Origin of the sequence: Chryseobacterium sp. PTM-20240506 (genome assembly GCF_048296755.1) — a bacterium.
GTDB classification, from domain to species: Bacteria; Bacteroidota; Bacteroidia; order Flavobacteriales; family Weeksellaceae; genus Chryseobacterium; species Chryseobacterium proteolyticum.
The window spans coordinates 781,744-803,521 of record NZ_CP182581.1; the positions used below are offsets into that span (position 1 = coordinate 781,744).

At 38.3% G+C, this 21,778-nt stretch carries 23 protein-coding genes; 22 read left to right on the forward strand and 1 reads right to left on the reverse strand.

Annotation, left to right across the window (positions count from 1 at the left end; genetic code table 11):
• Positions 1-214 precede the first annotated feature (214 nt).
• From ACNFU2_RS03285 to ACNFU2_RS03375, 19 genes are all read left to right on the forward strand, one after another.
• Entirely contained in the window at positions 215-1,024 is an 810-nt protein-coding gene (locus ACNFU2_RS03285) for a hypothetical protein (protein ID WP_418123681.1), read from the forward strand.
• A gap of 72 nt (positions 1,025-1,096) precedes the next feature.
• A complete protein-coding gene (locus ACNFU2_RS03290) occupies positions 1,097-1,687 on the forward strand; it encodes a DUF892 family protein (protein WP_418123683.1) in 591 nt (196 codons plus the stop codon).
• A 21-nt stretch (positions 1,688-1,708) separates the two neighbouring features.
• Positions 1,709-2,056 carry a hypothetical protein gene (locus ACNFU2_RS03295; protein WP_273647947.1) on the forward strand — a complete coding sequence of 116 codons (348 nt, stop codon included), beginning with the start codon at positions 1,709-1,711 and terminating at the stop codon, positions 2,054-2,056.
• Between the two features lie 11 nt (positions 2,057-2,067).
• Positions 2,068-2,448 carry a hypothetical protein gene (locus ACNFU2_RS03300; protein ID WP_418123685.1) on the forward strand — a complete coding sequence of 127 codons (381 nt, stop codon included), beginning with the start codon at positions 2,068-2,070 and terminating at the stop codon, positions 2,446-2,448.
• A gap of 39 nt (positions 2,449-2,487) precedes the next feature.
• Positions 2,488-4,623 (forward strand): catalase, encoded by a 2,136-nt coding sequence (locus tag ACNFU2_RS03305; protein ID WP_418123687.1) that lies wholly within the window; start codon positions 2,488-2,490, stop codon positions 4,621-4,623.
• A gap of 48 nt (positions 4,624-4,671) precedes the next feature.
• A complete protein-coding gene (locus tag ACNFU2_RS03310) occupies positions 4,672-5,841 on the forward strand; it encodes a zinc-dependent alcohol dehydrogenase (RefSeq protein WP_418123689.1) in 1,170 nt (389 codons plus the stop codon).
• A gap of 44 nt (positions 5,842-5,885) precedes the next feature.
• Entirely contained in the window at positions 5,886-6,386 is a 501-nt protein-coding gene (locus ACNFU2_RS03315) for a CinA family protein (protein ID WP_273647951.1), read from the forward strand.
• Between the two features lie 4 nt (positions 6,387-6,390).
• Positions 6,391-7,191, forward strand: a complete 801-nt coding sequence (locus ACNFU2_RS03320) for an SDR family NAD(P)-dependent oxidoreductase (RefSeq protein WP_418123691.1) — start codon at positions 6,391-6,393, stop codon at positions 7,189-7,191.
• Positions 7,192-7,196: 5 nt separating this feature from the next.
• Entirely contained in the window at positions 7,197-7,949 is a 753-nt protein-coding gene (locus ACNFU2_RS03325) for an SDR family oxidoreductase (protein ID WP_194304268.1), read from the forward strand.
• Positions 7,950-7,954: 5 nt separating this feature from the next.
• The gene (locus ACNFU2_RS03330) at positions 7,955-9,424 is read left to right on the forward strand and encodes an alpha-amylase (RefSeq protein WP_418123694.1); all 1,470 of its coding nucleotides are present in this window, start codon (positions 7,955-7,957) and stop codon (positions 9,422-9,424) included.
• A 24-nt stretch (positions 9,425-9,448) separates the two neighbouring features.
• Positions 9,449-9,592, forward strand: coding sequence for a hypothetical protein (locus ACNFU2_RS03335; RefSeq protein WP_306612248.1), 144 nt, complete (start codon positions 9,449-9,451; stop codon positions 9,590-9,592).
• A 44-nt stretch (positions 9,593-9,636) separates the two neighbouring features.
• Positions 9,637-11,148, forward strand: a complete 1,512-nt coding sequence (locus ACNFU2_RS03340; RefSeq protein ID WP_418123696.1) for an FAD-dependent oxidoreductase — start codon at positions 9,637-9,639, stop codon at positions 11,146-11,148.
• 17 nt (positions 11,149-11,165) lie between these two features.
• Entirely contained in the window at positions 11,166-11,822 is a 657-nt protein-coding gene (locus ACNFU2_RS03345; protein WP_411246972.1) for a DUF6766 family protein, read from the forward strand.
• 84 nt (positions 11,823-11,906) lie between these two features.
• Entirely contained in the window at positions 11,907-12,587 is a 681-nt protein-coding gene (locus ACNFU2_RS03350; RefSeq protein ID WP_418123698.1) for a response regulator transcription factor, read from the forward strand.
• 119 nt (positions 12,588-12,706) lie between these two features.
• Positions 12,707-13,993 (forward strand): sensor histidine kinase, encoded by a 1,287-nt coding sequence (locus ACNFU2_RS03355; protein WP_418123700.1) that lies wholly within the window; start codon positions 12,707-12,709, stop codon positions 13,991-13,993.
• 87 nt (positions 13,994-14,080) lie between these two features.
• Positions 14,081-14,824: a hypothetical protein gene (locus ACNFU2_RS03360; protein ID WP_418123702.1), complete on the forward strand. Its 744-nt coding sequence runs from the start codon at positions 14,081-14,083 to the stop codon at positions 14,822-14,824.
• A gap of 64 nt (positions 14,825-14,888) precedes the next feature.
• On the forward strand, positions 14,889-15,317 hold the full coding sequence (locus ACNFU2_RS03365; protein ID WP_418123704.1) for a hypothetical protein: 429 nt from the start codon (positions 14,889-14,891) through the stop codon (positions 15,315-15,317).
• 5 nt (positions 15,318-15,322) lie between these two features.
• Positions 15,323-17,746 carry a TonB-dependent receptor domain-containing protein gene (locus ACNFU2_RS03370; RefSeq protein ID WP_418123706.1) on the forward strand — a complete coding sequence of 808 codons (2,424 nt, stop codon included), beginning with the start codon at positions 15,323-15,325 and terminating at the stop codon, positions 17,744-17,746.
• Between the two features lie 17 nt (positions 17,747-17,763).
• A complete protein-coding gene (locus tag ACNFU2_RS03375) occupies positions 17,764-18,552 on the forward strand; it encodes a phosphatase PAP2 family protein (protein WP_418123708.1) in 789 nt (262 codons plus the stop codon).
• Between the two features lie 37 nt (positions 18,553-18,589).
• Here the strand turns inward: ACNFU2_RS03375 and ACNFU2_RS03380 are convergent, their stop codons facing one another.
• Entirely contained in the window at positions 18,590-20,044 is a 1,455-nt protein-coding gene (locus ACNFU2_RS03380; protein ID WP_418123710.1) for a PLP-dependent aminotransferase family protein, read from the reverse strand.
• Positions 20,045-20,144: 100 nt separating this feature from the next.
• Here ACNFU2_RS03380 and ACNFU2_RS03385 point away from each other — a divergent pair, with 100 nt between their 5' ends.
• From ACNFU2_RS03385 to ACNFU2_RS03395, 3 genes are read left to right on the forward strand one after another with little or no spacing between them, the layout of a single operon-like run.
• Complete coding sequence (locus ACNFU2_RS03385; RefSeq protein WP_273647963.1) at positions 20,145-20,600, forward strand: cupin domain-containing protein; 456 nt, start codon at positions 20,145-20,147, stop codon at positions 20,598-20,600.
• Positions 20,601-20,631: 31 nt separating this feature from the next.
• The gene (locus ACNFU2_RS03390; protein WP_418123712.1) at positions 20,632-21,516 is read left to right on the forward strand and encodes a dihydrodipicolinate synthase family protein; all 885 of its coding nucleotides are present in this window, start codon (positions 20,632-20,634) and stop codon (positions 21,514-21,516) included.
• Positions 21,517-21,520: 4 nt separating this feature from the next.
• Positions 21,521-21,754, forward strand: a complete 234-nt coding sequence (locus tag ACNFU2_RS03395; RefSeq protein WP_306612258.1) for a thioredoxin family protein — start codon at positions 21,521-21,523, stop codon at positions 21,752-21,754.
• Positions 21,755-21,778 lie beyond the last annotated feature (24 nt).

Genomic DNA, 21,778 nt, shown 5'->3' on the forward strand with positions numbered 1-21,778 from the left:
GATTCAAGTCATAAGAATAGGCATTTTAATCTCCTATCTTTGATATACTAATTTACAACTAAGGAATGTAATTCCTTTTCCAGAGTAAAATAATTACTCCTTTTTTTGCTGTACAATTTATTTAAAAACATCAAATCATTAATTGTTGTTCAATACTAGTCACGTCCAATAATTAATAACATCACGCAATATTAATTACAAAAAATTTAAAGTTATGAACACCAGAAATTCAAACAATCGAAGTTCAAGAGGTAATTCATCCAATGAGTCAAGATCAACACTTGAAGAAGTGTATCAATTAGGTTATGACCATGGTTATAACGATGCATCCGAAGAAGAGGATTATGATGATGATTTCTCAGATTATGAGGATTATTATGATAATGAATATGATGACGACGATGAGGAGTATGATGATGAAGATTACGACGATGAAGATGACGATTATGAGGATTATGATGACGATGACGACGACGACGATGACAATGGCAGTGGCAACAGAGGTCGTGGTAGGTCAGGAAATGGAAATCAGCAAAGAGATAGTCAGGGCCGATTTACATCAGGAAGAGGAAGAGGAGGTAGCTCTGGTTCCCGTAGCAACTCTAATTCCGGATCACGTTCCGGAGGAAGAAGGAGTTCATCAGGAAATGGAACTTCAAGAAGAGGTTTTGCATCTATGAGTAAAGCTGAGCGTACAAGAATTGCCCGTATGGGTGGTGAAGCTTCGCATGGAGGTGGAAGGTCTTCTTCGGGTTCCAGATCTGGAAATTCCGGTTCCAATAGCAGATCATCAAGCAATAGTAGTTCCAGAGGTTCAGGTTCTAGATCAAATAGTGGTAACTCCTCTGGACGTGGGACAAATTCCGGAAACGGAAGTTCAAGAAGAGGGTTTGCTGCCATGAGCAAAGCTGAACGTACAAGAATCGCCCGTATGGGAGGTCAGGCATCTCATGGAGGTGGAAGATCTTCTGGTTCGGGATCAGGTTCCGGAAGATCAGGATTCGGAGGCAGACGTAATTCATAATTTATATTATTAATCAGATTGTCCCTTCCCTGATAGAAGGGGCAATCTTTATACTATTAAACACCACACATTATGGCAACGAAAACATCAGAAACCAATACAGCTACAACAACTCCTGAAAAGAAAATAACAGTAGGAAACGCTTCTGTTAATGAAAAGGAGATGAAAGATTCTTCCCTCCATCAATTTTTTGTAAGTGCATTAAAAGATATTTATTTTGCTGAAAATGCAATTATTGATGCTCTCGAAAAAATGCAGGAAGCCGCTACGACAGAGGAACTGAAAGATGCTTTTGAAGATCATCAGTTACAAACTAAAAAACATGTAAGCCGCCTCGAAAAGGTTTTTAAATTAATCGATGAGAAGCCTGAAAAGAAAGAATGCGAAGCTATAAAAGAGATCATTAAAGAAGGAGAAGAGATTATAAAATCCACCAAAGACGGATCGATGACCCGGGATGCCGCTTTAATTATTGCCGCGCAGAAAGTAGAACATTATGAAATAGCAACCTATGGTGGCCTTGCTCAGCTCGCTATAACAATGGGACATGATAAGGCAGCGGATCTTCTGGAAAAGACCCTCGAAGAAGAAGAGGATACAGATTACACCTTAACTGAGATCGCTGAGACCTACATCAATTTTGATGCTGAGCAGGAAGATTAAACATTTACCTATATAAGCCAGATGGATGCTTCTATTGATCTGGCTTATTTAATACCTTATAGCAAAATGAATTACCAGGCGATAATCAAATCAATACAATGTGATCAGTTTAAAGAGGTTACCAATAAAGGGAAATGGCTGGAAGACAGTGCCACTGTATATGCCAAGGAAATCGGACAGAATATTTTTCTTGTTTTTATTACGGTGAAGAATATTGAAACCGAAAGCATCAGAGCCATGATAGGCCATTTTGACGACTTTAACAGTATTGGATCAAAGGAACCGAAACAGCTCATGTTTTATCTTTCCATAAAGAACAAAGAAGATCTGCATTATTTTGACAAGTATCTGAAAGTCCCAGAAATTTAAAATTCACGGTTATGATATTTGAAAATGAAACATTAAAACATTCGGGCCTCTATGATAAAAATAATATCCTTGAGAATGAATCTTTATTTCCCGGTATCATTAATACCTATGGGGTAAGTGCATTTGTTATGAAATCTTTGGAAAAAATAAAACATAATGCCAGCTGTGGACAATTGAAAACAACACTGGATAATTATACAACAGAATGTATTGCTTCCATCACCCGATACCAAAATGAAAGTTCAATAACCCATCCCAATATTCATGAAACAACAGGGAATATGAATTTTACATTATATGCTAAAACAGCTTATTATAAGGTCTTAAAAGAAGAAGAATATCTTCGGAAACTTATCAATAGTCTGGACAGAGAAATAAATCACATAGAATAACAGCTCTTCGGAGTAACACCAATCAACAATTACACTATTATGAAAAAAGATGCACAAAATAATCAAAAGATTGAACAACTGGAATCATTAAGTACCTCTAACGACAACGAAATGTTAACAACCAACCAGGGGCTTAAAATTAATGATAACCAGAATTCGCTAAAGGCAGGAGAAAGGGGACCCACCTTACTGGAAGATTTTATTCTCAGGGAGAAGATCACCCATTTCGATCATGAGCGTATACCCGAAAGAATAGTTCATGCGAGAGGTTCAGGAGCTCATGGCGTTTTTAAATTAACAAAAAGTCTTTCCCAATACACGAAAGCTAGATTCCTCAGTGAGATAGGTAAAGAAACTCCAGTTTTTGTCAGGTTTTCAACGGTTGCAGGTAGCCGGGGAAGCACAGACCTGGCAAGGGATGTAAGAGGGTTTGCTGTAAAATTCTACACAGATGAAGGAAATTATGATCTGGTGGGGAATAATATGCCTGTATTTTTTATTCAGGATGCTATAAAGTTTCCTGATCTTATCCATGCCGTAAAACCGGAACCCGACAACGAAATTCCACAAGCTGCTTCAGCACACGATACTTTCTGGGATTTTATTTCTTTAATGCCGGAAAGCATGCACATGATCATGTGGCTGATGAGCGACAGAGCCATCCCAAGAAGTTTCAGAATGATGGAGGGATTCGGTGTCCATTCTTTTAAACTGATTAATGAGGAAGGGAAATCCCATTTCGTGAAATTTCACTTTAAGCCAAGGCTGGGAGTGCATTCTGTTGCATGGGATGAAGCCTTGAAGATTTCAGGCGCAGATCCGGATTTTCACAGGAGAGATCTTTGGGAGGCCATCGAATCGGGAAGTTTTCCTGAATGGGATCTGGGGGTACAGTTAGTGCCTGAAGAAGATGAGCATCGTTTTGATTTTGATCTTCTAGATCCTTCCAAAATTATTCCTGAGGAAATTGTTCCCGTAGAGATTGTAGGAACTTTAACTTTAAACAGAAATCCTGATAATTTTTTCGCTGAAACAGAACAGGTCGCTTTCCATCCCGGACATCTTGTTCCCGGAATAGACTTCAGTAATGATCCACTGCTTCAGGGTAGGTTGTTTTCATATACAGATACCCAGTTATCCAGGTTAGGTTCACCCAATTTCCATGAAATTCCCATCAACAGATCTGTAAATACCGTACACAATAACCAGCGTGACGGCCATATGAGACAACAGATCGTTAAAGGAAAAGTAAGCTACGAACCCAATTCTATAGGAGGTGGATGTCCTTTCCAGGCTATGATGAAGGAAGGAGGATTTGTTTCTCATCAGGAGCCTGTCTCAGGAGCTAAAATAAGATCAAGAAGTAAGAGTTTCGTTGATCATTATTCCCAAGCAAAACTGTTCTATAACAGTCAATCTGATCCGGAACAGCGCCATTTGCAAAACGCTCTTATTTTTGAACTTTCTAAAGTAACCATTCCTGCAATCAGGGAAAGGTTAGTGGGTCAACTAGCATTCATTGATGAAAAGCTGGCTTCCATTGTAGCAAATAAATTAGGGGTAAAAGTTAAAAAACCTGAGCAACCCAATCAAAGTATACCGGCAGATGCGGATCCGAAAGAATTGCAAAGCAAAGAAAAGGAACCTGAAATTGCGAAATCGGACGCTTTAAGCATGGAAAATACGGTTAAAGATACTATTAAAAGCAGGATCATTGGATTTATAATGGGGAACGGAACAGATGCTACATCAACAACGCAGCTGAAAAACCTTCTTGAAAAGAATGGTGCCCAGGTACAGATCATAGGTCCGAGCGTAGCACCCGTGACAGCTGATGATGGTACTTCTTTTATTCCCAAGCATTCTCTCACCAGTACAAAGAGTGTATGTTTTGATGCGTTATTGCTTTGTCCGGGAGAACTGTCTGAAAAAGAGCTTTTGAGCCCTGAAAACAAACATGCAGTCCTCAACTTTATAAACGAAGCATATCAACACTGTAAAGCTCTTTATTTTGGAGCTGGAACGGATAACCTTTATGCTAATTCTAATGTAGCTCATAAAAAGCACGAAGACCCTGCGATTATAAAAGCATCGGATCAGAATTCAGTAGACCGGTTTATCGACGCTATTGCCCGTCATAGGGTGTGGCATCTGGAGACGGAAAGGAATTCTTAGAAATTCATACCACACACCAACAACACCATCACACCAAAATATTACATTATGAAAGCTGCAGTTTTTCACGCACCAGGTAAAATTACCTGCGACACAGTAGACGATCCCGTTATTCAGGATTCAAATGATATCATTTTAAAAGTAACCTCTACAGCCATTTGCGGAAGTGATCTTCATATGTATTCAGGGGGATTACCACAAGTTCGTCCTATGGTCATGGGACATGAATTTATGGGAATTGTAGAGGAGCTGGGTAAAGGCATCACCCATCTGAACATTGGAGACCGGGTGGTTGTTCCATTCCCCGTTGCCTGTGGAGGCTGCTTTTTTTGTCAGCACGATCTGCCGGGTGCTTGTGAAAACAGTAATCCGGAACATTATGGACCAGAAGGCGGAATCCTTACCGAAAAAGGAGGAGGCTTATTCGGGTATACGGATCTTTATGGCGGTTATGATGGTGGGCAGGCACAATATGTAAGGGTTCCCTATGCTCATTTCGGACCCAGAAAAGTAGCCGATAACCTTACCGATGAACAGGTTTTATTTCTTACCGATATTTTCCCGACAGGCTATACCGGCGTTATGTGGGGCGAATTAAAAGGTGGAGAAACAGTAGCGGTCTTTGGGGCCGGACCCGTTGGTTCCATGTCGGTAAAAAGCGCCATTCTTCATAATGCCAAAAAGGTCATTGTAATTGATACTTTACAGTACAGGCTGGATCAGATCAAAAGGCTGACGGGCTGTGAAACCATTTTATGGGAAAATGCCCAAAATACCATTGAACAGATCAGGGACATGACGGACGGGCGGGGAGCCGATCTTTGCATTGATGCTGTTGGTTTCGAACCTGAAAGAGATTTGCTGGACAGGGCAAAAGCCATCCTGAATTTTGAAAAGGGATCAATCAAGGTATTGGAGGCCTGCATGAGTGCGGTAAGACGTGGAGGAACCGTCTCTATTCTGGGGGTCTATCCTGTGAATTACGATAATTTTAAACTCGGACAGATCTTTGATAAAGGAATCATTTTAAAAGCAGGACAGGCTCCTGTACATCCCATTATAGACAAACTGATGAAACATGTAGAACATGGGGAAGTAAAACTCGATGATATTATCACCCATCGTCTCGGGCTGGATGAAGTAGCCAAAGGCTATGAAATCTTCGACAAAAAGGAAGATGGCTGTGTGAAAGTCGTCCTGGACCCATGGAAAGTATGAAACACGACATGGTACACCAATTAATCACTTAAAAATTTACGATTATGAAATTTCAAGAAAATTTGCTTCAATATATAAGCCAGTCCTTACTTAAAACAGGAGAAACAATTGCTGTAGCAGAAAGTGTAACATCAGGCTTATTACAGCTTGCATTTTCACAAATGCCAAACGCTTCTCTATTTTATAACGGTGGTATCACCGCCTACACTTTACCACAGAAAGTTATATTTCTGGATGTGGATCAGAAAGAAGCTGAAGAATGTGATTGCGTATCTGAGAATATTGCCAAAACCATGGCCCTGAGTGTCGCAAGATTATTTGATACAGACTGGTCCATTGCAACAACAGGTTATTGTACACCGGTGAGAAGTTCATCCTATAAAATATTTTCATATTTCGCATTTTCATACAAAGGAGAAATTGTTCTGAGTAAAAAGCTTGAACTTCATCCTAAAACTCAGGCATTGGATGCACAGTTATATTATACCGAATTTATTCTAGGATGCTTTAAAAGTGAGCTTAACCAGGTTTTAATATTAAAATAAATTTATGGAACGTAAAAATCAATATGCACTCATTACAGGGGCTACCAGTGGAATAGGCTATGAGCTTGCCAAAATTTTTGCCAAAAACGGATATGACCTTGTTATTGTTTCCAGAAATCATGATCAGCTCAAAATTAAAGCAGAAGAATTTAAAAGCTACGGAGTGAATGTGATCCCTATCTCCAAAAATCTTTTCCTGCAGGATGAAGCTTATTCTTTGTACTCTGAACTTAAAGCCAACGCCATTAGTCCGGAAATTTTGGTTAATGATGCAGGCCAGGGAGTTTATGGTAAATTTCAGGATACCGATATACACAGGGAAATAGACATCATCAACCTCAATATCACATCGGTGGTGATCCTGACTAAACTATTTTTAAAGGATCGCATATCCAAAGGAAGTGGAAAAATACTTAACCTGGCGTCCATTGCAAGCAAATCTCCCGGGCCCTGGCATTCCGTTTACCACGGTACTAAGGCATTTATATTATCATGGTCTGAAGCTATCCGTGAAGAACTGAAGGATACCGGAATTACTGTAACAGCCCTTTTACCGGGACCGACAGATACGGATTTCTTTAACAAAGCAGATATGACCAGGAGCAAGATCATGGAAGATAAAGAAAATTTTTCCTCTCCGGCAGATGTTGCCATGGATGGATTCAATGCTCTGATAAAAGGAGATGATAAGATCATTTCAGGGACAAGAAATAAGTTAAATGTTGCGATGCTTAATGTATCGACGGACAGCATGGCTGCTCAGAGAATGGGTGCCATGCAGGAGCCGGTTTCAGAAAAACACTAAAGATCATGGGAGAATTAAGATTAAACAACAAGTCGGTTCTTATCACAGGAGCTGACAGTGGCATTGGAAAAGCGGTCGCCTTGTTGTTTGCAAGGCAGGGAGCTAATATTGCCATCATTTACCATGCTGATGATGAGGATGCAGAAAAAACACAGAATGACATTATGATGATCGGCAGAAAATCAATCCTTTTTAGGGGAGATATCAATGACTATGAATTTTGTGAAAAGACGGCAGCGAAGGTTGCTGAAGAATTCGGAGGCATAGACATCCTCGTGAATAACGCAGGAGTTCAGTTTCCTGCAGAGGATATCGAACAATTGGAGGAAGAAAATATCAGAAAAACATTTGATTCCAACATCATCGGAATGATCCTCCTTACAAAAGTAGTTTTCCCTTATCTGAAAGAAGGGGGAAGTGTTATTAATACAACCTCTGCGGTGGCTTATCAGGGACACGAAGAACTGGTAGACTATTCTGCTACAAAAGGGGCAATCGTATCTTTTACCCGTTCCCTGGCATTACAGTCGAAATCCAAAGGAATCAGGATCAATGCTGTTGCACCGGGACCTGTAGCAACACCTCTTACCAAGGAAACTTTTGGTGAAGAAGAGGAGGATCCCAGCAAACCTCCGTTTGAGAGAAATGCAACTCCCGAAGAGGTTGCCTACAGTTTTTTATTCCTTGCCAGTACAGAATCTGCGCAGATTACGGGGCAGGTTTTACATCCTAACGGAGGACTTATTGTGAATGGATAAATGATATGAATGGAGTTATTATGCAATTTTTCCATTGGTATTATGAAGGAAACCTCTGGAAAGAGTTTTTAGAAAAAGCAGATGATCTAAAAGAAATTGGGATAACTGCCGTATGGTTTCCTCCTGCTACAAAAGGCGGGCTGGGTAAAGAGGGAAGAGGCTACGATGTATATGATTTATATGATTTAGGGGAATTTGATCAGAAGGGGACAGTAGCCACACGATATGGAACAAAAGAAGAATACCTTACCGCAATTCAAAAAGCGCATGATATTGGAATGTCGGTGTATGCGGATATCGTTCTTAACCACAGGATAGGAGGGGATGAAAAAGAAGATATTATCGTACATGAAGTAAACGGAGAAAACAGAAATGAAATGGTAGGAAATTCTTTTTCAGCATCGGCTTTCACGAAATTTACTTTTCCCGGGAGAAATGGAAAATACTCGGATTTCATATGGGATTTTCACTGTTTTAGTGGTATAGATACTATTGTTAAGGACAACAATGAAAAGCAGGGAGTTTTTAAAATCCACAATACGTCGGGGCAGGAATGGAATGACTCTGTCAGTCATCAGTTTGGAAATTACGATTATCTGATGGGTGCTGATGTGGAATACCGGAATCCGGAGGTTGTTACAGAAATGAAAAGATGGATTAAATGGTATGTGGATACGACTAAAGTAGACGGACTTCGTCTTGATGCGTTAAAACATATTTCCTATGATTTTTTAAAAGAATGGATTACCTACATAAAAACGGAGCTTAAGCCTGATATTTTTATTATGGGGGAATTGTGGAAAGATGAGGTAGTAAAAATCAACGACTTTTCTGAATTCATGGAAGACCTTTTATGTTATTTTGATGTTCCGTTGCATTACCATTTTTATAATGCCTCCAATGAAGAAGAGAAATATGATCTGAGAAATATTCTGGATGGCACTCTTTTAAGTCAGAATCCCAGATGCTCAGTTTCATTTGTAGAAAATCATGATACCCAAAAACTTCAGGCATTGGAATCTGTCGTTAAAGATTGGTTTAAACCGATTGCCTACACATTGATCCTTATGAACGAAAATGCTTATCCATGTATTTTCTATCCGGACCTATACGGCGCTGAATATACTGACTTGTCAGAGGGTAAAGAAATTAAAGTTTCTATGCCTAAAGTTCATCTTTTGCCACTGCTTCTAAAAGCCCGGCAGGAATTTGCCTATGGTGAGCAGATCAACTATTTTGATGATCCGAACTGCATTGCATGGATGAGAAAAGGTGATGAAAAACACAGAAGATGTATCATCATCATTTCTAACAACGGTGAGGGGGCCAAAGAAATTGATCTGGGGAAAGAAAATGCTAATTCCGAATATTTCGATTTTCTTCAACAGAGAAAAGATAAAATAAAATCAGATGAGAACGGAAAGGCCCTTTTTAAAGTAAATGCCCGCTCTGTAAGCATCTGGATTCAAAAATAATATCAACCACCAAATACTTGTATTATGAAAACAACAGCAACGATCCTTTTAGGTATTTTTTGTCTCTTTTCTACGGTTTCATGCAGATGCAATCTTGAAGAAGATGAGCCAAAGGCAAAATATAAAAGTCCGGATGTCGAAAATGACACCATCACTCTTAAAAAGTAGGGTGCATTAATAGTAATTTGGAATAACAACTTAAAACATCTATTATGTTTAGAGACGGCGTACGAAAAAGTATATGGCAGGAAGAAATCAGGAAATTCCCATCTAAAATCCATACAGACCCATTGTATGATGTAGCCATAGTAGGTGGCGGTATTACTGGTATTTCAACAGCAATGCGCCTGCAAAAGGCCGGCAAAAAGTGCATTATCCTGGAAGCCTCCAATATTGGCTTTGGAACAACAGGAGGCACCACTGCTCACCTGAATAATTTCTTTGATACCACCTATGCTGAAGCTATTAAAGATTTTGGATTAGATAATGCCATACTCTTAAAAAATGTAGGAATAGAAGCACTTCATATTATTAAAAACAATATCCATGAGTTTGATATTGATTGCGATTTTGAGATGAAAACCGGCTATCTTTTTGCTCTGGATGAAAAGCAGGAGGAGAAACTCGCTGATATTATAGAAGGCTCTTCAAAAGTAGGACATCGTATTGATTCTATTAATGATATTCCATTTCCCATTCCATTTAAAGCAGCTGCAATTATTCCTGATCAGGCGCAATTTCATCCGGTTAAATATATAAAAAAACTTACCGAAGCTTTTATCGCCGCCGGTGGTGCGTTTATCGAAAAGTGCCTTTGTGAAAGCCATGAGGAGTTTGACGATATGGTGAGATTGCATACATCGAAAGGCATAATCAATGCCACACATGTAATTTATGCCACTCACATTCCTCCAGGGATTAACCAGCTTCATTTTATGAATGCACCTTATAGAAGTTATGCCATTGCATTTACCTTAAAAGGTGATTCATACCCGAAAGATCTTGGTTATGATCTGGTAGATCCGTATCATTATTACAGGGTTCAGGAAATTGATGGGAAAAACCTCCTAATTGCAGGTGGGGAAGACCATAAAACAGGACATTCTGATGATACAGGAGTATGTTTTTCGAGGCTTGAAAATTATGTGCGTCAGTATTTTGACGTGGGGACAGCTCAATACAGTTGGTCCAGTCAGTATTACGAGCCGGTAGATGGCTTACCCTATATCGGAGTATTGCCGGGAAGTAAAGGTCGTATTTATACAGCAACGGGATTTCGGGGAAATGGGATGATCTTCGGAACGATTACCTCACAGATCTTAAGCGATTTAATTGTAAAAGGATCTAATAAATATGAGCAGCTTTTTTCTCCCGGAAGGATCAAACCGATCGCTGGATTTTCAACTTTTGTACAGGAGCAGGCAACAGTAGTGTTTGATTTTATTAAAGACAAATTACTCACTGAAAAAATAACTTCACTTTCGGAGATTAAAGACGGTGAAGCCAAGGTGATCCGATACGAAGGAGAGTCTTATGCGCTGTACAAAGAGAAAGGAGGGAGTTTACATATGGTAAAGAGTACCTGTCCGCATGCAAAATGTGAAGTAAGATGGAATAGTGCAGAGATCACTTGGGACTGCCCGTGTCACGGATCCCGTTTTAATGTTAATGGTAAGCTTCTTACGGGCCCTGCCGTGAAGGATTTGCAAAGAATAGAATCTTAATTTTAAAACTTACGGTCATGTCAAAAAATAATTTCTTTTACCGGAATAGTCTGAGTATTGTTTTAATTTCTTTAATGCTCATTTGTCTTTTGGGGCAGTTTTTAACCGGCTGGAATACTCAGAATAAAGAATTACTAGAGGAAGGAAATGCTACTCTCAGCCTGAGTGAATATGTATACAGCGGTCATTTCATTCAGGCGACTTTTGAAAACTGGGAAAGTGAATTCCTCCAGATGATGATCTATGTTTTACTGACGATTTCCCTTAGACAAAAGGGCTCCAGCGAATCCAAATCCCTGGAAGAAAAAGAAGATGTAGACAAAGAACCTGTCCCACATCCAAAAGCACCCTGGCCTGTGAAGAAAGGAGGTATTTGGCTAAAGATGTATAAGCATTCTCTATCCATAGCCTTTGCCATTTTATTTCTTTTAAGCTTCGCACTGCATTTTTACGGTAGTCTCAAAGAGTACAATACGGAGCAGATCTCCAAGGAAAAACCAGTAATTACAGCATTTAATTATATAACAGAATCCCGTTTCTGGTTTGAATCATTTCAGAATTGGCAAAGTGAATTTCTAGCTGTTTTTTCTCTTGTTATTCTATCCATCTGGCTTAGGGAGAAAGGGTCACCAGAATCTAAACCCGTTGACATGGCTCATGACGAAAATCCCTGATTAATGTTTTCTATTTTTTTGGATTTTTAGCACTATTTTAGTTTATTCAAAATTTCTTCAAAATTGGATATGTAAATTAGTCCCATGAAAATTCTGATCATAGAAGATGAAACCGAGCTGGCCAAAAGCATTTCTGAATATCTGTCGGAAGAGGATTACCTATGTGAGTTTGCCACTACTTTTCTTGAAGCAACAAGGAAAGTAGAAATGTTTCAATATGACTGTATCCTTTTGGATATCATGCTTCCCGATGGCAATGGGCTCAAAATTTTAGAAGAACTAAAAAAGCAAAACAAACAGGACGGAGTTATTATTATTTCTGCAAAAAATGCTTTGGATGATAAGATCAACGGATTACAAATGGGAGCAGATGATTATCTGACGAAACCATTCCATCTTTCCGAGCTTCTGGCAAGGATATATTCTATTATCCGCAGAAAACAGTTTAATAATTCTAATGTCATCAGCCAGGGTGAGCTCCTTATCGATCTTTTGGCAAAAAAAGTATCCATTAATAATACCATCGTGTTGCTTACCAAAAAAGAATTTGATCTTTTAATCTATTTTATCGGTAATAAAAATAAAGTAATTTCCAAAAGTACTTTGGCTGAACACCTTTCAGGTGATTTTGCTGACATGCTTGATAATCACGATTTTGTGTATGCCCACGTTAAAAATTTAAAGAAGAAGCTTTACGATGCAGGATGTAATCATTATTTGAAAACAGTATATGGAACAGGTTATAAATGGGAAGAGGAAGATTAGGAGACAGGTATTAGAACTTAGATATTAAAAATATGATATAAAATTTTCCGGATTCTGAAATTCGGTCCACATAAAGTAAACCTCATGATTAATAATATAATGATTATTTTCCCCGAACTTTGAAACCTTTACTAAGTAAAACCACAAAACCTTTCCTGATCTACGTTCTTATCGTATTGGTCATCAGTATACCCATTTATTACTGGGTAGTGGATACTATTTGGAAAAGTGAACTGGATGAGCATAATATAACCATTGTAGAGAAAACGGCTTATAGCTTTAACCACTTAAAACTTTCGGATAGTGAGCTGGAAAAAAGCATTGCCCTCTGGAACAAGATTCAGCCAGGAACTGATATTGAATATGTTTCAGGTAATGACGCGCAAAAAGACGTTACATTTACAGTAGAGAAAAAGAAAACTTTTTCTGAAAAGCCAGAGGTCGAACGCTACCGGTGTTTAAAAAAGACGGTTTATATCAATCATAAACCATTTCTTTTTACAGTAGAAACCAATATTGAAGAATCGCATGAAACAATAGCTGTTATTGCTGCCATTACTGTTTTTTTCTTTATTCTTATTGTTGTGGGACTCTTATTCCTCAATAGAAGACTCTCTCGTTCCATCTGGCAGCCCTTCAGAAATACATTGGAAGAACTAAAAACTTTCAATCTGAATAGTCAGAATACCATCGATTTTACCAGCACTGATATTACAGAATTTGAAGAACTGAACGAATCCTTAAAGAAGTTGATAGAACATAATGTTTCAGCTTATAAAACTCAGAAGGAATTTACGGAAAATGCTTCTCATGAGCTGCAAACCCCCTTGGCTATTATCAAAAATAAGTTGGATGTTCTATTGCAGAACAGGGACCTTACGGAAAGACAATATGAAATCATAGAGGAAATCAACAGGGCTTTGACCAGAAGTTCAAGAATCAATCAGAATCTTTTATTACTGGCTAAGATTGAAAACCGTCAGTTTGCTCAAAAAGAAAACCTGGAAATGAGTGGAATTCTCCACCAGAGTTTAGATATGCTTCAGGAGTATTTTGATCAAAAGCAGATACATATTCGTTCAGAGATCACTGAAAAAGTATATATTAATGGAAATCATACATTAGCTGAAACGCTGGTCAATAATCTTCTGATCAATATGGTAAGGTATACCCCAAATAATGGAACAGCTTATGTAAAGCTTTCCGAAAAACAGTTGGTCATTTCCAATTCAGGATCTGTTCAACTGGAGAAAGAGTCTCTATTTAAAAGGTTTTCAAAAGCTTCTACAGACAATAATGGAAGTGGTCTTGGATTGGCTATTGTGAAAGAGATTTGTAATCATCAACGGTGGACCATAACATATCATTTTGAGCATCATCATCACATTTTTTCTGTAAATTTCTAATAATCCCGAAGGTATGATGCGGATGCCATAAATCTATTCTTTCATTCTAAATTTCTTCCAAATTGATCAGGAACTTTGAATGAAAAAATGAAAACGATTAATAAAGTAGCTTCTGTCACGCTTCTTTTCTGGCTGATGAAAATAACGGCTACGACCTTGGGTGAAACTTTCGGGGATTTTATATCCATGACCCTCAATCTCGGATATACGATGGGTATTCTTGTTACCTTATGCCTTTTTATCATCACTATTTCAATCCAATTAACGGTTAAGCAATATATTCCCATTGTTTACTGGCTGGTAATCATAGGAACCACTACTTTAGGTACTGAAATTTCTGATTTTATTGACCGGACTTTAAAAGCAGGATACCTAGCAGGCAGTTTAATTTTAGTTGCAGGACTATTAACGACGCTTTTCTTATGGTACCGAAAATATAAGAATCTTGAGGTTTATCCTGTTTTTGAAAGAAGCAAAGAGATCTATTATTGGATTAGTATTCTTTTTTCAAATAGTCTCGGAACGGCATTCGGTGACTTCCTGAGTGACAATCTGGGATTAAGTTATTTAACGGGAGCCTGGGTTACCGGTATCATTATCCTGGTCGTAGTTCTCCTGCATTATCATACCAAAATCAATCATGTTTTGCTATTCTGGATCGCATTTGTTTTTACAAGACCGTTTGGTGCTACCTTTGGTGATTTTCTGGCCAAACCTCTTTCAAAGGGAGGACTTGATCTGGGAACACTCAATGCGTCATTGGTTTCCCTGGGACTATTACTTTTCATGATCTTTATTTCTCATAAAAAGCAAGAAAATAAACCCCTGTAATCCCATCTTCTAAATTTATTCTAAATCATACCCGATCATTGTATCATTAATTAACTATCATACAATGAAAAAATCAGGAATTTTAATAGCATTTATAGTAGGCGCAGCCATGATTCATGCACAAAAGATCCAAACAAAAGATGTCCCGGTTCAGGTACAATCTTCGTTCACCCGAAAATTTCCAGACGCTCATCATGTAAAATGGGAAAAAGAAAAAGGGAAATTTGAAGCGGGATTTACATCTAAAGGAACTTCTTATTCAGCTCTGCTGGATGCAACAGGAAACATTATTGAGACTGAAAAGCTGATCAATCCACAATCACTTTCTACTCCCATTAAACAGTTTATCATTAAAAAATATCCGGAATCCTCTATAAAAGAAGCTGCTCAAATAACAGATTCAAAAGGGGTGGTTACTTACGAAGCAGAAGTGAATGGAATGGACATCATCTTTGATGCCAACGGTAAATTTTTAAAGGAAATTAAAGACTAGAAATAATGGGAAAATTCAGGTTGTTATTTTTGTTCATCATTCTATCGTTTTCTTCAGTGATCAAAGCCCAGGTGTCATCTGTAACTGTTTCCGGCCTCGTAACGAATACCGGGAAAGCTGCATTACCTTACACCAGCGTTATTTTAAAATCATCAAAAGACAATGCATTTGTATCGGGAACAATTACCAATGAAGAAGGACGATATTCCCTTACGGAAGTAAAACCCGGAAATTATCAGATTGAAGTTTCAATATCCGGATATGATACGTATAGTCAGCCTCTTTTTGTGGGTAGCCTTTCAGAGTTTCTGGATATTCCTCCCGTTGAGCTTGGACAGCATCTTAATGATAAAGAAACAAAAATAGAAGAGATTGTGCTTACAAGTGATAAAAAAAATGAAGTGAGCAACCAGCTTGATAAGAAAACTTATTCTGTTGCGGATAATATCAGCCAAGCCGGAGGTTCTGTATTGCAAAGCATGCAGAATCTCCCGGGAATAGCAGTACAGGATGGAAAAATACAGCTTCGTGGAAATGATAGGGTGACTGTTCTGATTGACGGAAAGCAAACTGCTTTAACGGGATTCGGAAGCCAGACCGGATTGGATAATATTCCCTCCTCGGCAATTGATAAGATTGAGATCATTAATAATCCCTCTTCAAAATATGATGCTAACGGGAATGCGGGGATCATTAATATCATCATGAAGAAAAACAAACAGAATGGTTGGAATGGAAAAGCAGGCTTTACACTGGGACTCGGATCTTTATGGGAAAGAAAACAAAATCTTCCTACGATACGCCCACAATACAAAACCACTCCCAAGATCAATCCATCGATTTCCCTGAATTACAGAAAAAATAAGATCAATGCTTTTTTACAGGCGGATAACCTTTATACCGAGACCCTTAACAAAAATGAATATGTAAGAAGAATATATGATGATGGAACGGTTATCAACTCACAGTTGAAAAGAAACAGAAATACCAATTTTCTGACTACAAAAGCAGGAATAGACTGGAATATCAATAGCCAGAATACATTGACAATTTCAGGGCTTTACGGAAGTGAAAAAATAAAAGATCGTGGAGATCAGCCTTTTTTTAACGGAGACTTTTCACAGCGTTTACGCTTGTGGCAATTTTTAGAGGATGAATTAAAAACTACGGTAATGGCTACGGCTTCTTACCAGCATAAATTTAAAGAGGCTGGTCACCTGCTTAATATAGGTTTCAATTATACTTTCCACAGGGAAGATGAAAAATATTTCTATGATAATTTTCTGCCTTCTTTAGCAGGAACAGATGCATTTAAACTTCTTTCCGATGAACAGGTTTATGATTTCAATATCGACTATGTGAAACCTTTGAAATATGGACGTATTGAGGCTGGAATCAAGCTTAGAAACAGAAATATACCGACGAATATGAATTTTATCCCGGGGATCAATTCTGTAATTGATGCCAATGCAGGAGGCTGGGCAAACTATAAAGAACTGATTCCGGCAGTATATGGTAACTATGTCTTTGAAAATAAAAAATGGGAAGCAGAACTGGGCTTAAGAATGGAGTATGTAAAAATTCGGTATGATGTAAATCCCAATCATCCTACATATTCAAGTAACGGATATAATTATACCCAGCCTTTTCCTAATCTGAGATTGGCTTATAAGCTTAATGATCACAATAAGTTTTCTGTATTCTATAACAGAAGGGTAGACCGTCCTAATGAGGTTGACATCAGGATATTTCCAAAGTATGATGATGCTGAAATTATCAAGGTTGGAAATCCAGGTTTACGCCCGCAATTTACGAACTCAATTGAACTGGGGCATAAATACAATTGGGACAGTGGGTATTTGTATTCTTCAGTCTATCATCGTTTTTCAAGCGGAACAATTACCAGGATCTCCAGTATTGTTCCCGGAAGTAATTTGATTTATGCCGTATTTCAGAATGCAGGAAGAAGTTATAATTCCGGGATTGAAGCCATCTGGAATCAGAAGATCTCCCCGGTTTATTCATTCAATATCAATGGAAATGTGTACAGGAATCAGATCAACGCCTTTACGGTGGAAAATTTATATCCTCAACCCAATCCTTTTTCAGCGGAGAAACAAACTGCTGTTTCAGGGAATATAAAATTCAATAACACCTTTAAGTTTTCTAAAGGCATTAATGCTCAGCTTACAGCAGTTTATCTTGCACCGGATATTATTCCACAAGGAAAAGTCAAAGGTCGTTTTTCAATGGACCTTGGAGTAAAAAAATCCATTCAAAACGGAAAAGGAGAAGTTTTTCTAAATGCAACTGATCTTTTTAACACCCTCGTCATGAAAAAACAAATCCAGGGTAGTGGATTCAGGTATACAAGTGACGATTATTATGAAACTCAGGTCATCAGACTAGGCTATAGTTATAAATTTTAATTTCAAATATAATTCAAATGAAAGGTTTAATTGCAGGCATCATTTTAATTTTCATAGGCTTTCAGAATGTTGTTGCTCAGGATAGTATAGCTGTAGACAAAGTTAAAGACAGTATAATTTCTCCTGTTGCATTGAATACGGATCAGGCCAATCATCAGTTTTCTTATAAAAAACTAATCATACCCGCGACATTAATTACCTATGGTGTAGCCAGTTTAAGTATTAAAGGACTCAAACAGCTTAATTCTTCAACACAATATGAAATCAGTGAGCACAAGCCTGATCCTATAAAACTGGACAATTATTCCCAGTTTGCACCAGCAGCTCTGGTATACGGATTAAATGCCATTGGAATTAGAGGACAGCATAATTTCAGGGACAGAAGTATTATTTATGGTACTTCCTTACTTATTTCCTCCGCCTTTACATTGCCCCTTAAACATCTCACAAAAGAAGAAAGACCTGACGGGTCGAACAACCTGTCCTTTCCGTCCGGCCATACTGCAATGGCTTTTGCCTCGGCCCAGTTTATGTTCCGGGAATATAAGGATACTAATTTCTGGTTGGGAGTTTCCGGATATTCATTTGCTGTTTTTACGGGAGTATACAGGATGCTGAATAATAAGCATTGGTTCGGAGATGTGGTAGGTGGTGCAGGTTTTGGTATTTTATCTACAGAATTGGCCTATTGGCTTTATCCTAAAATCAATAAACTTTTAGGAGGAAAAAGTGAAAGATCTCAAACCATGGTAATGCCATTTTATCAGCAGGGAAATGTGGGAATAGGTTTAGTTAAAAATTTCTAAAAAAGCATTTTAAAAAACAATAATCAACGAAGCTTTCCTAAGCGGGAGAGCTTTGTTGATGTAGTCCGGACAATATTTCCCCGATAATCTTAATACTTTGCTCCAGCTGTTCCTCTGAAAGAGAACCGTAACTGAGTCTGAATCCATTAATATGTTGATCAAAACCATAATGCTTGGGATGAATTATTTTAATTTTATGATCTAATAACAAACCAGTTACTGTATCCCAGTTCAATTCTGCTTTAGGTACAATCCAGAAAGCAAGTCCTCCATCTGGTAAATTAAAATCCGCACAACCCGCCATATGTTGTTTTAAAAGCCGGTATACAAAATCTCTCTTATTCCTGTAATGAATAGTAGCTCTTTTAATATGCTTTCGTACCGCTCCTTCCTTGATCAGCTCCAAAACAGCCTGTTCCATAATCACATCGCCTTGTACATCAATGATCTTCCTCAATTCTCCGATCTTTTCAAGCAATAAAGTGTCCTTGGTTGCTAAATAACCAATTCTTAAAGCCGGAGCAACAACTTTACTCATAGTCCCGATATATACATAATTGTCTAGCTCTGCAAAACTTGAAAGGGGAAGGATGGGCCGGTAACCAAAATGAAATTCATTATCGTAATCATCTTCAATTATCGTAATGCCATATTCATTGGAAAGCTCTACTAATTTTAGCCTTCTAGCGAGACTTAAAGTAACGGTTGTAGGATACTGTCTGTGAGGCGTTAAATATATCGCTTTTATCTTTTTGTTCTTTTTCAGAATTTGAATAAGATCTTCCACGATTATACCTTCTTGATCTACGGATACGGGCAAAAGTTGGGCTCCTGTATGCTCAATTGCTTTCCAGGCAGGCTTATATCCTGGATTTTCGACCACTACATAATCTCCGGGATTTAGAAGGCTTTTTGCAGTAAGAAACATGGCCATCTGGCTTCCCCGGGTTATGGAAATCTCATGTTCAGTGGTATCCATTCCTCTTTGGTGATTAAGCATCCGGGAAATTGCTCTCCGGAATTCCATGTCGCCGTGGACATCTGTATATCCCATCATCTGCCATCTGGCTTTCCTGTCGAATATCTGACGGTAAGCTCTGGCCAACTCAGTAATAGGAGCTATTTTACTGTCTGGATGCCCGTCATCAAAATCAATGATAAAAGGATCTGCATAAGGGATATGATCATTTATACGGGCTTTGGTATCAACGGGATAAATTTCAAATGAAGAAGGTAATCTGTCAGAAACAAAAATACCTTTACGCTCTTTAGAGATTGCCCAGTCCTCATTAATTAAAACCTGGTAAGCCTCAACGACTGTATTTCTGTTCACTTCAAGCATTGAGGCCAGAATACGACTGCCCGGAAGTACATCTCCGGCTCTTAATCTTCCGGAACGGATATCTGCTATGATGGTATCTGCAATCTGAAGATATACTGCTTTTGAGCTTTTTTTATCGATTTTAAATTCTAATTTCCAAGGACGCAACATCTGGACTACCTGTTTTTATAAAAACTGAATCAGTTAACTGGTCCAAATATAAAATAATTTTGTCATGCAATAATGCAAAAAACATTAAATATTTTACATCATGGACAATGAAAAATTCAGTTCAAAAGATTTTCATAAAACTTTTGCAAGACCAGAATTCCAAAAACCCAGTCATCTCATTCATAAAAATGTAGAAAGAGCTGGTGAGCATAATCAGTTTTCAACGGAAAGAAAACATCCTGTTTTCTTTGTGGATCTGCCCAGTAAAAATGTAAGCATGACTATTGGAGGATTATTACCCGGGCAGCAAACCAACAGGCACCGTCATACTTATGAAACCGTTCTTTATGTTATAGAAGGAAAAGGGTGGACGGAAATAGAAGGCGAAAAAGTGGAATGGCAGGCCGGAGATGCTGTATATATTCCATCGTGGGGATGGCACAAGCATCAAAACCTCAGTGATACCGAACCTGCAAAATACATTGCCTGTGAAAATGCTCCGCAATTACAAAACCTGGGCGTAGCATTGAGAGAGGAAGAAGGAAGAGATTTGTAAAATCAAATTACCATTTAAAAAGAAGAAATACATGAAAAATGTTCCATTTAAAGGGATCATTGCCTATCCTATAACCCCATTTGATACAAATGAAAAAGTAGATCTTCCTCTTTTCAAAAAGTTAGTCGAAAGACTTGTTGTTTCCGGAAGTAACGGTATTGCACCTTTGGGAAGTACCGGTGTATTGCCGTATTTATCGGATGAAGAAAAAGAGGCCGTTACTGAAGCAACACTAAAGCAGGTAAAGGGAAGGATCCCGACACTGGTGGGTGTTTCTAATTTAACCACTGAAAAAACAATATATCATGCACAATTTGCTGAAAAGGCGGGAGCTGATGCTGTAATGATCATTCCAATGAGTTACTGGAAATTAACAGATGACGAAATCGTTGCTCATTATGATAAAGTAGCCGGTAAAATATCAATACCCATTATGGCGTATAATAATCCGGCAACCGGTGGAGTAGATATGTCCCCGGCCTTACTGAAAAGGTTGTTGGAAATTCCCAATGTTACTATGATTAAAGAAAGCACAGGTGATATCCAAAGAATGCATTACCTGCGAAAAGAGCTTGGAGAAGATGTCGCTTTTTATAACGGATCAAACCCGTTGGCGCTTGCTGCATTTGCGGCTGGTGCAAGAGGATGGTGTACTGCAGCTCCTAATTTAATTCCTGAACTGAATATAGATTTGTACAAGGCCATTGAAAATAACGAATTACAGGAGGCTCAGGATATTTTTTATAAACAGGTGGAATTACTCAGGTTTATTGTTTCCAAAGGACTTCCGAGAGCGATTAAAGCTGGTTTAAATATCCTGGGTGAAGATGGAGGCTGCTTAAGAAGCCCTCTAAAACCCTTGCAGGAAAATGAAATAAAAGAGTTAAAAAATATTATTAATAACCTTAAAAATTAATCAAATGAAAAAATCCGTTTTTTATCATGCGGGATGTCCTGTATGTGTCAGTGCAGAGCACGATATCATTAACCTGATCGGTCAAGACCATATAGAAGTTGTACATCTTGGAGAGGAAAGGGACAGAATTGATGCTGCAGAAAAAGCTGGTGTAAAGTCTGTACCTGCTTTAATTACTCCTAACGGGAATGTACTTCATATTAATTTCGGAGCATCGCTGGAAGATGTGAAAAAATAAAATGAAAACAGGTCAAAACCTGTA

Coding starts and splice junctions, on each gene's coding strand:
- ACNFU2_RS03350 (WP_418123698.1), top strand. CDS start 11,907: ATGAAAATTCTGATCATAGAAGATGAAACCGAGCTGGCCAAAAGCATT.
- ACNFU2_RS03330 (WP_418123694.1), top strand. CDS start 7,955: ATGAATGGAGTTATTATGCAATTTTTCCATTGGTATTATGAAGGAAAC.
- ACNFU2_RS03340 (WP_418123696.1), top strand. CDS start 9,637: ATGTTTAGAGACGGCGTACGAAAAAGTATATGGCAGGAAGAAATCAGG.
- ACNFU2_RS03380 (WP_418123710.1), bottom strand. CDS start 20,044: ATGTTGCGTCCTTGGAAATTAGAATTTAAAATCGATAAAAAAAGCTCA.
- ACNFU2_RS03360 (WP_418123702.1), top strand. CDS start 14,081: ATGAAAACGATTAATAAAGTAGCTTCTGTCACGCTTCTTTTCTGGCTG.
- ACNFU2_RS03390 (WP_418123712.1), top strand. CDS start 20,632: ATGAAAAATGTTCCATTTAAAGGGATCATTGCCTATCCTATAACCCCA.
- ACNFU2_RS03385 (WP_273647963.1), top strand. CDS start 20,145: ATGGACAATGAAAAATTCAGTTCAAAAGATTTTCATAAAACTTTTGCA.
- ACNFU2_RS03395 (WP_306612258.1), top strand. CDS start 21,521: ATGAAAAAATCCGTTTTTTATCATGCGGGATGTCCTGTATGTGTCAGT.
- ACNFU2_RS03325 (WP_194304268.1), top strand. CDS start 7,197: ATGGGAGAATTAAGATTAAACAACAAGTCGGTTCTTATCACAGGAGCT.
- ACNFU2_RS03335 (WP_306612248.1), top strand. CDS start 9,449: ATGAAAACAACAGCAACGATCCTTTTAGGTATTTTTTGTCTCTTTTCT.
- ACNFU2_RS03290 (WP_418123683.1), top strand. CDS start 1,097: ATGGCAACGAAAACATCAGAAACCAATACAGCTACAACAACTCCTGAA.
- ACNFU2_RS03285 (WP_418123681.1), top strand. CDS start 215: ATGAACACCAGAAATTCAAACAATCGAAGTTCAAGAGGTAATTCATCC.
- ACNFU2_RS03375 (WP_418123708.1), top strand. CDS start 17,764: ATGAAAGGTTTAATTGCAGGCATCATTTTAATTTTCATAGGCTTTCAG.
- ACNFU2_RS03295 (WP_273647947.1), top strand. CDS start 1,709: ATGGATGCTTCTATTGATCTGGCTTATTTAATACCTTATAGCAAAATG.
- ACNFU2_RS03315 (WP_273647951.1), top strand. CDS start 5,886: ATGAAATTTCAAGAAAATTTGCTTCAATATATAAGCCAGTCCTTACTT.
- ACNFU2_RS03345 (WP_411246972.1), top strand. CDS start 11,166: ATGTCAAAAAATAATTTCTTTTACCGGAATAGTCTGAGTATTGTTTTA.
- ACNFU2_RS03320 (WP_418123691.1), top strand. CDS start 6,391: ATGGAACGTAAAAATCAATATGCACTCATTACAGGGGCTACCAGTGGA.
- ACNFU2_RS03305 (WP_418123687.1), top strand. CDS start 2,488: ATGAAAAAAGATGCACAAAATAATCAAAAGATTGAACAACTGGAATCA.
- ACNFU2_RS03300 (WP_418123685.1), top strand. CDS start 2,068: ATGATATTTGAAAATGAAACATTAAAACATTCGGGCCTCTATGATAAA.
- ACNFU2_RS03310 (WP_418123689.1), top strand. CDS start 4,672: ATGAAAGCTGCAGTTTTTCACGCACCAGGTAAAATTACCTGCGACACA.
- ACNFU2_RS03365 (WP_418123704.1), top strand. CDS start 14,889: ATGAAAAAATCAGGAATTTTAATAGCATTTATAGTAGGCGCAGCCATG.
- ACNFU2_RS03370 (WP_418123706.1), top strand. CDS start 15,323: ATGGGAAAATTCAGGTTGTTATTTTTGTTCATCATTCTATCGTTTTCT.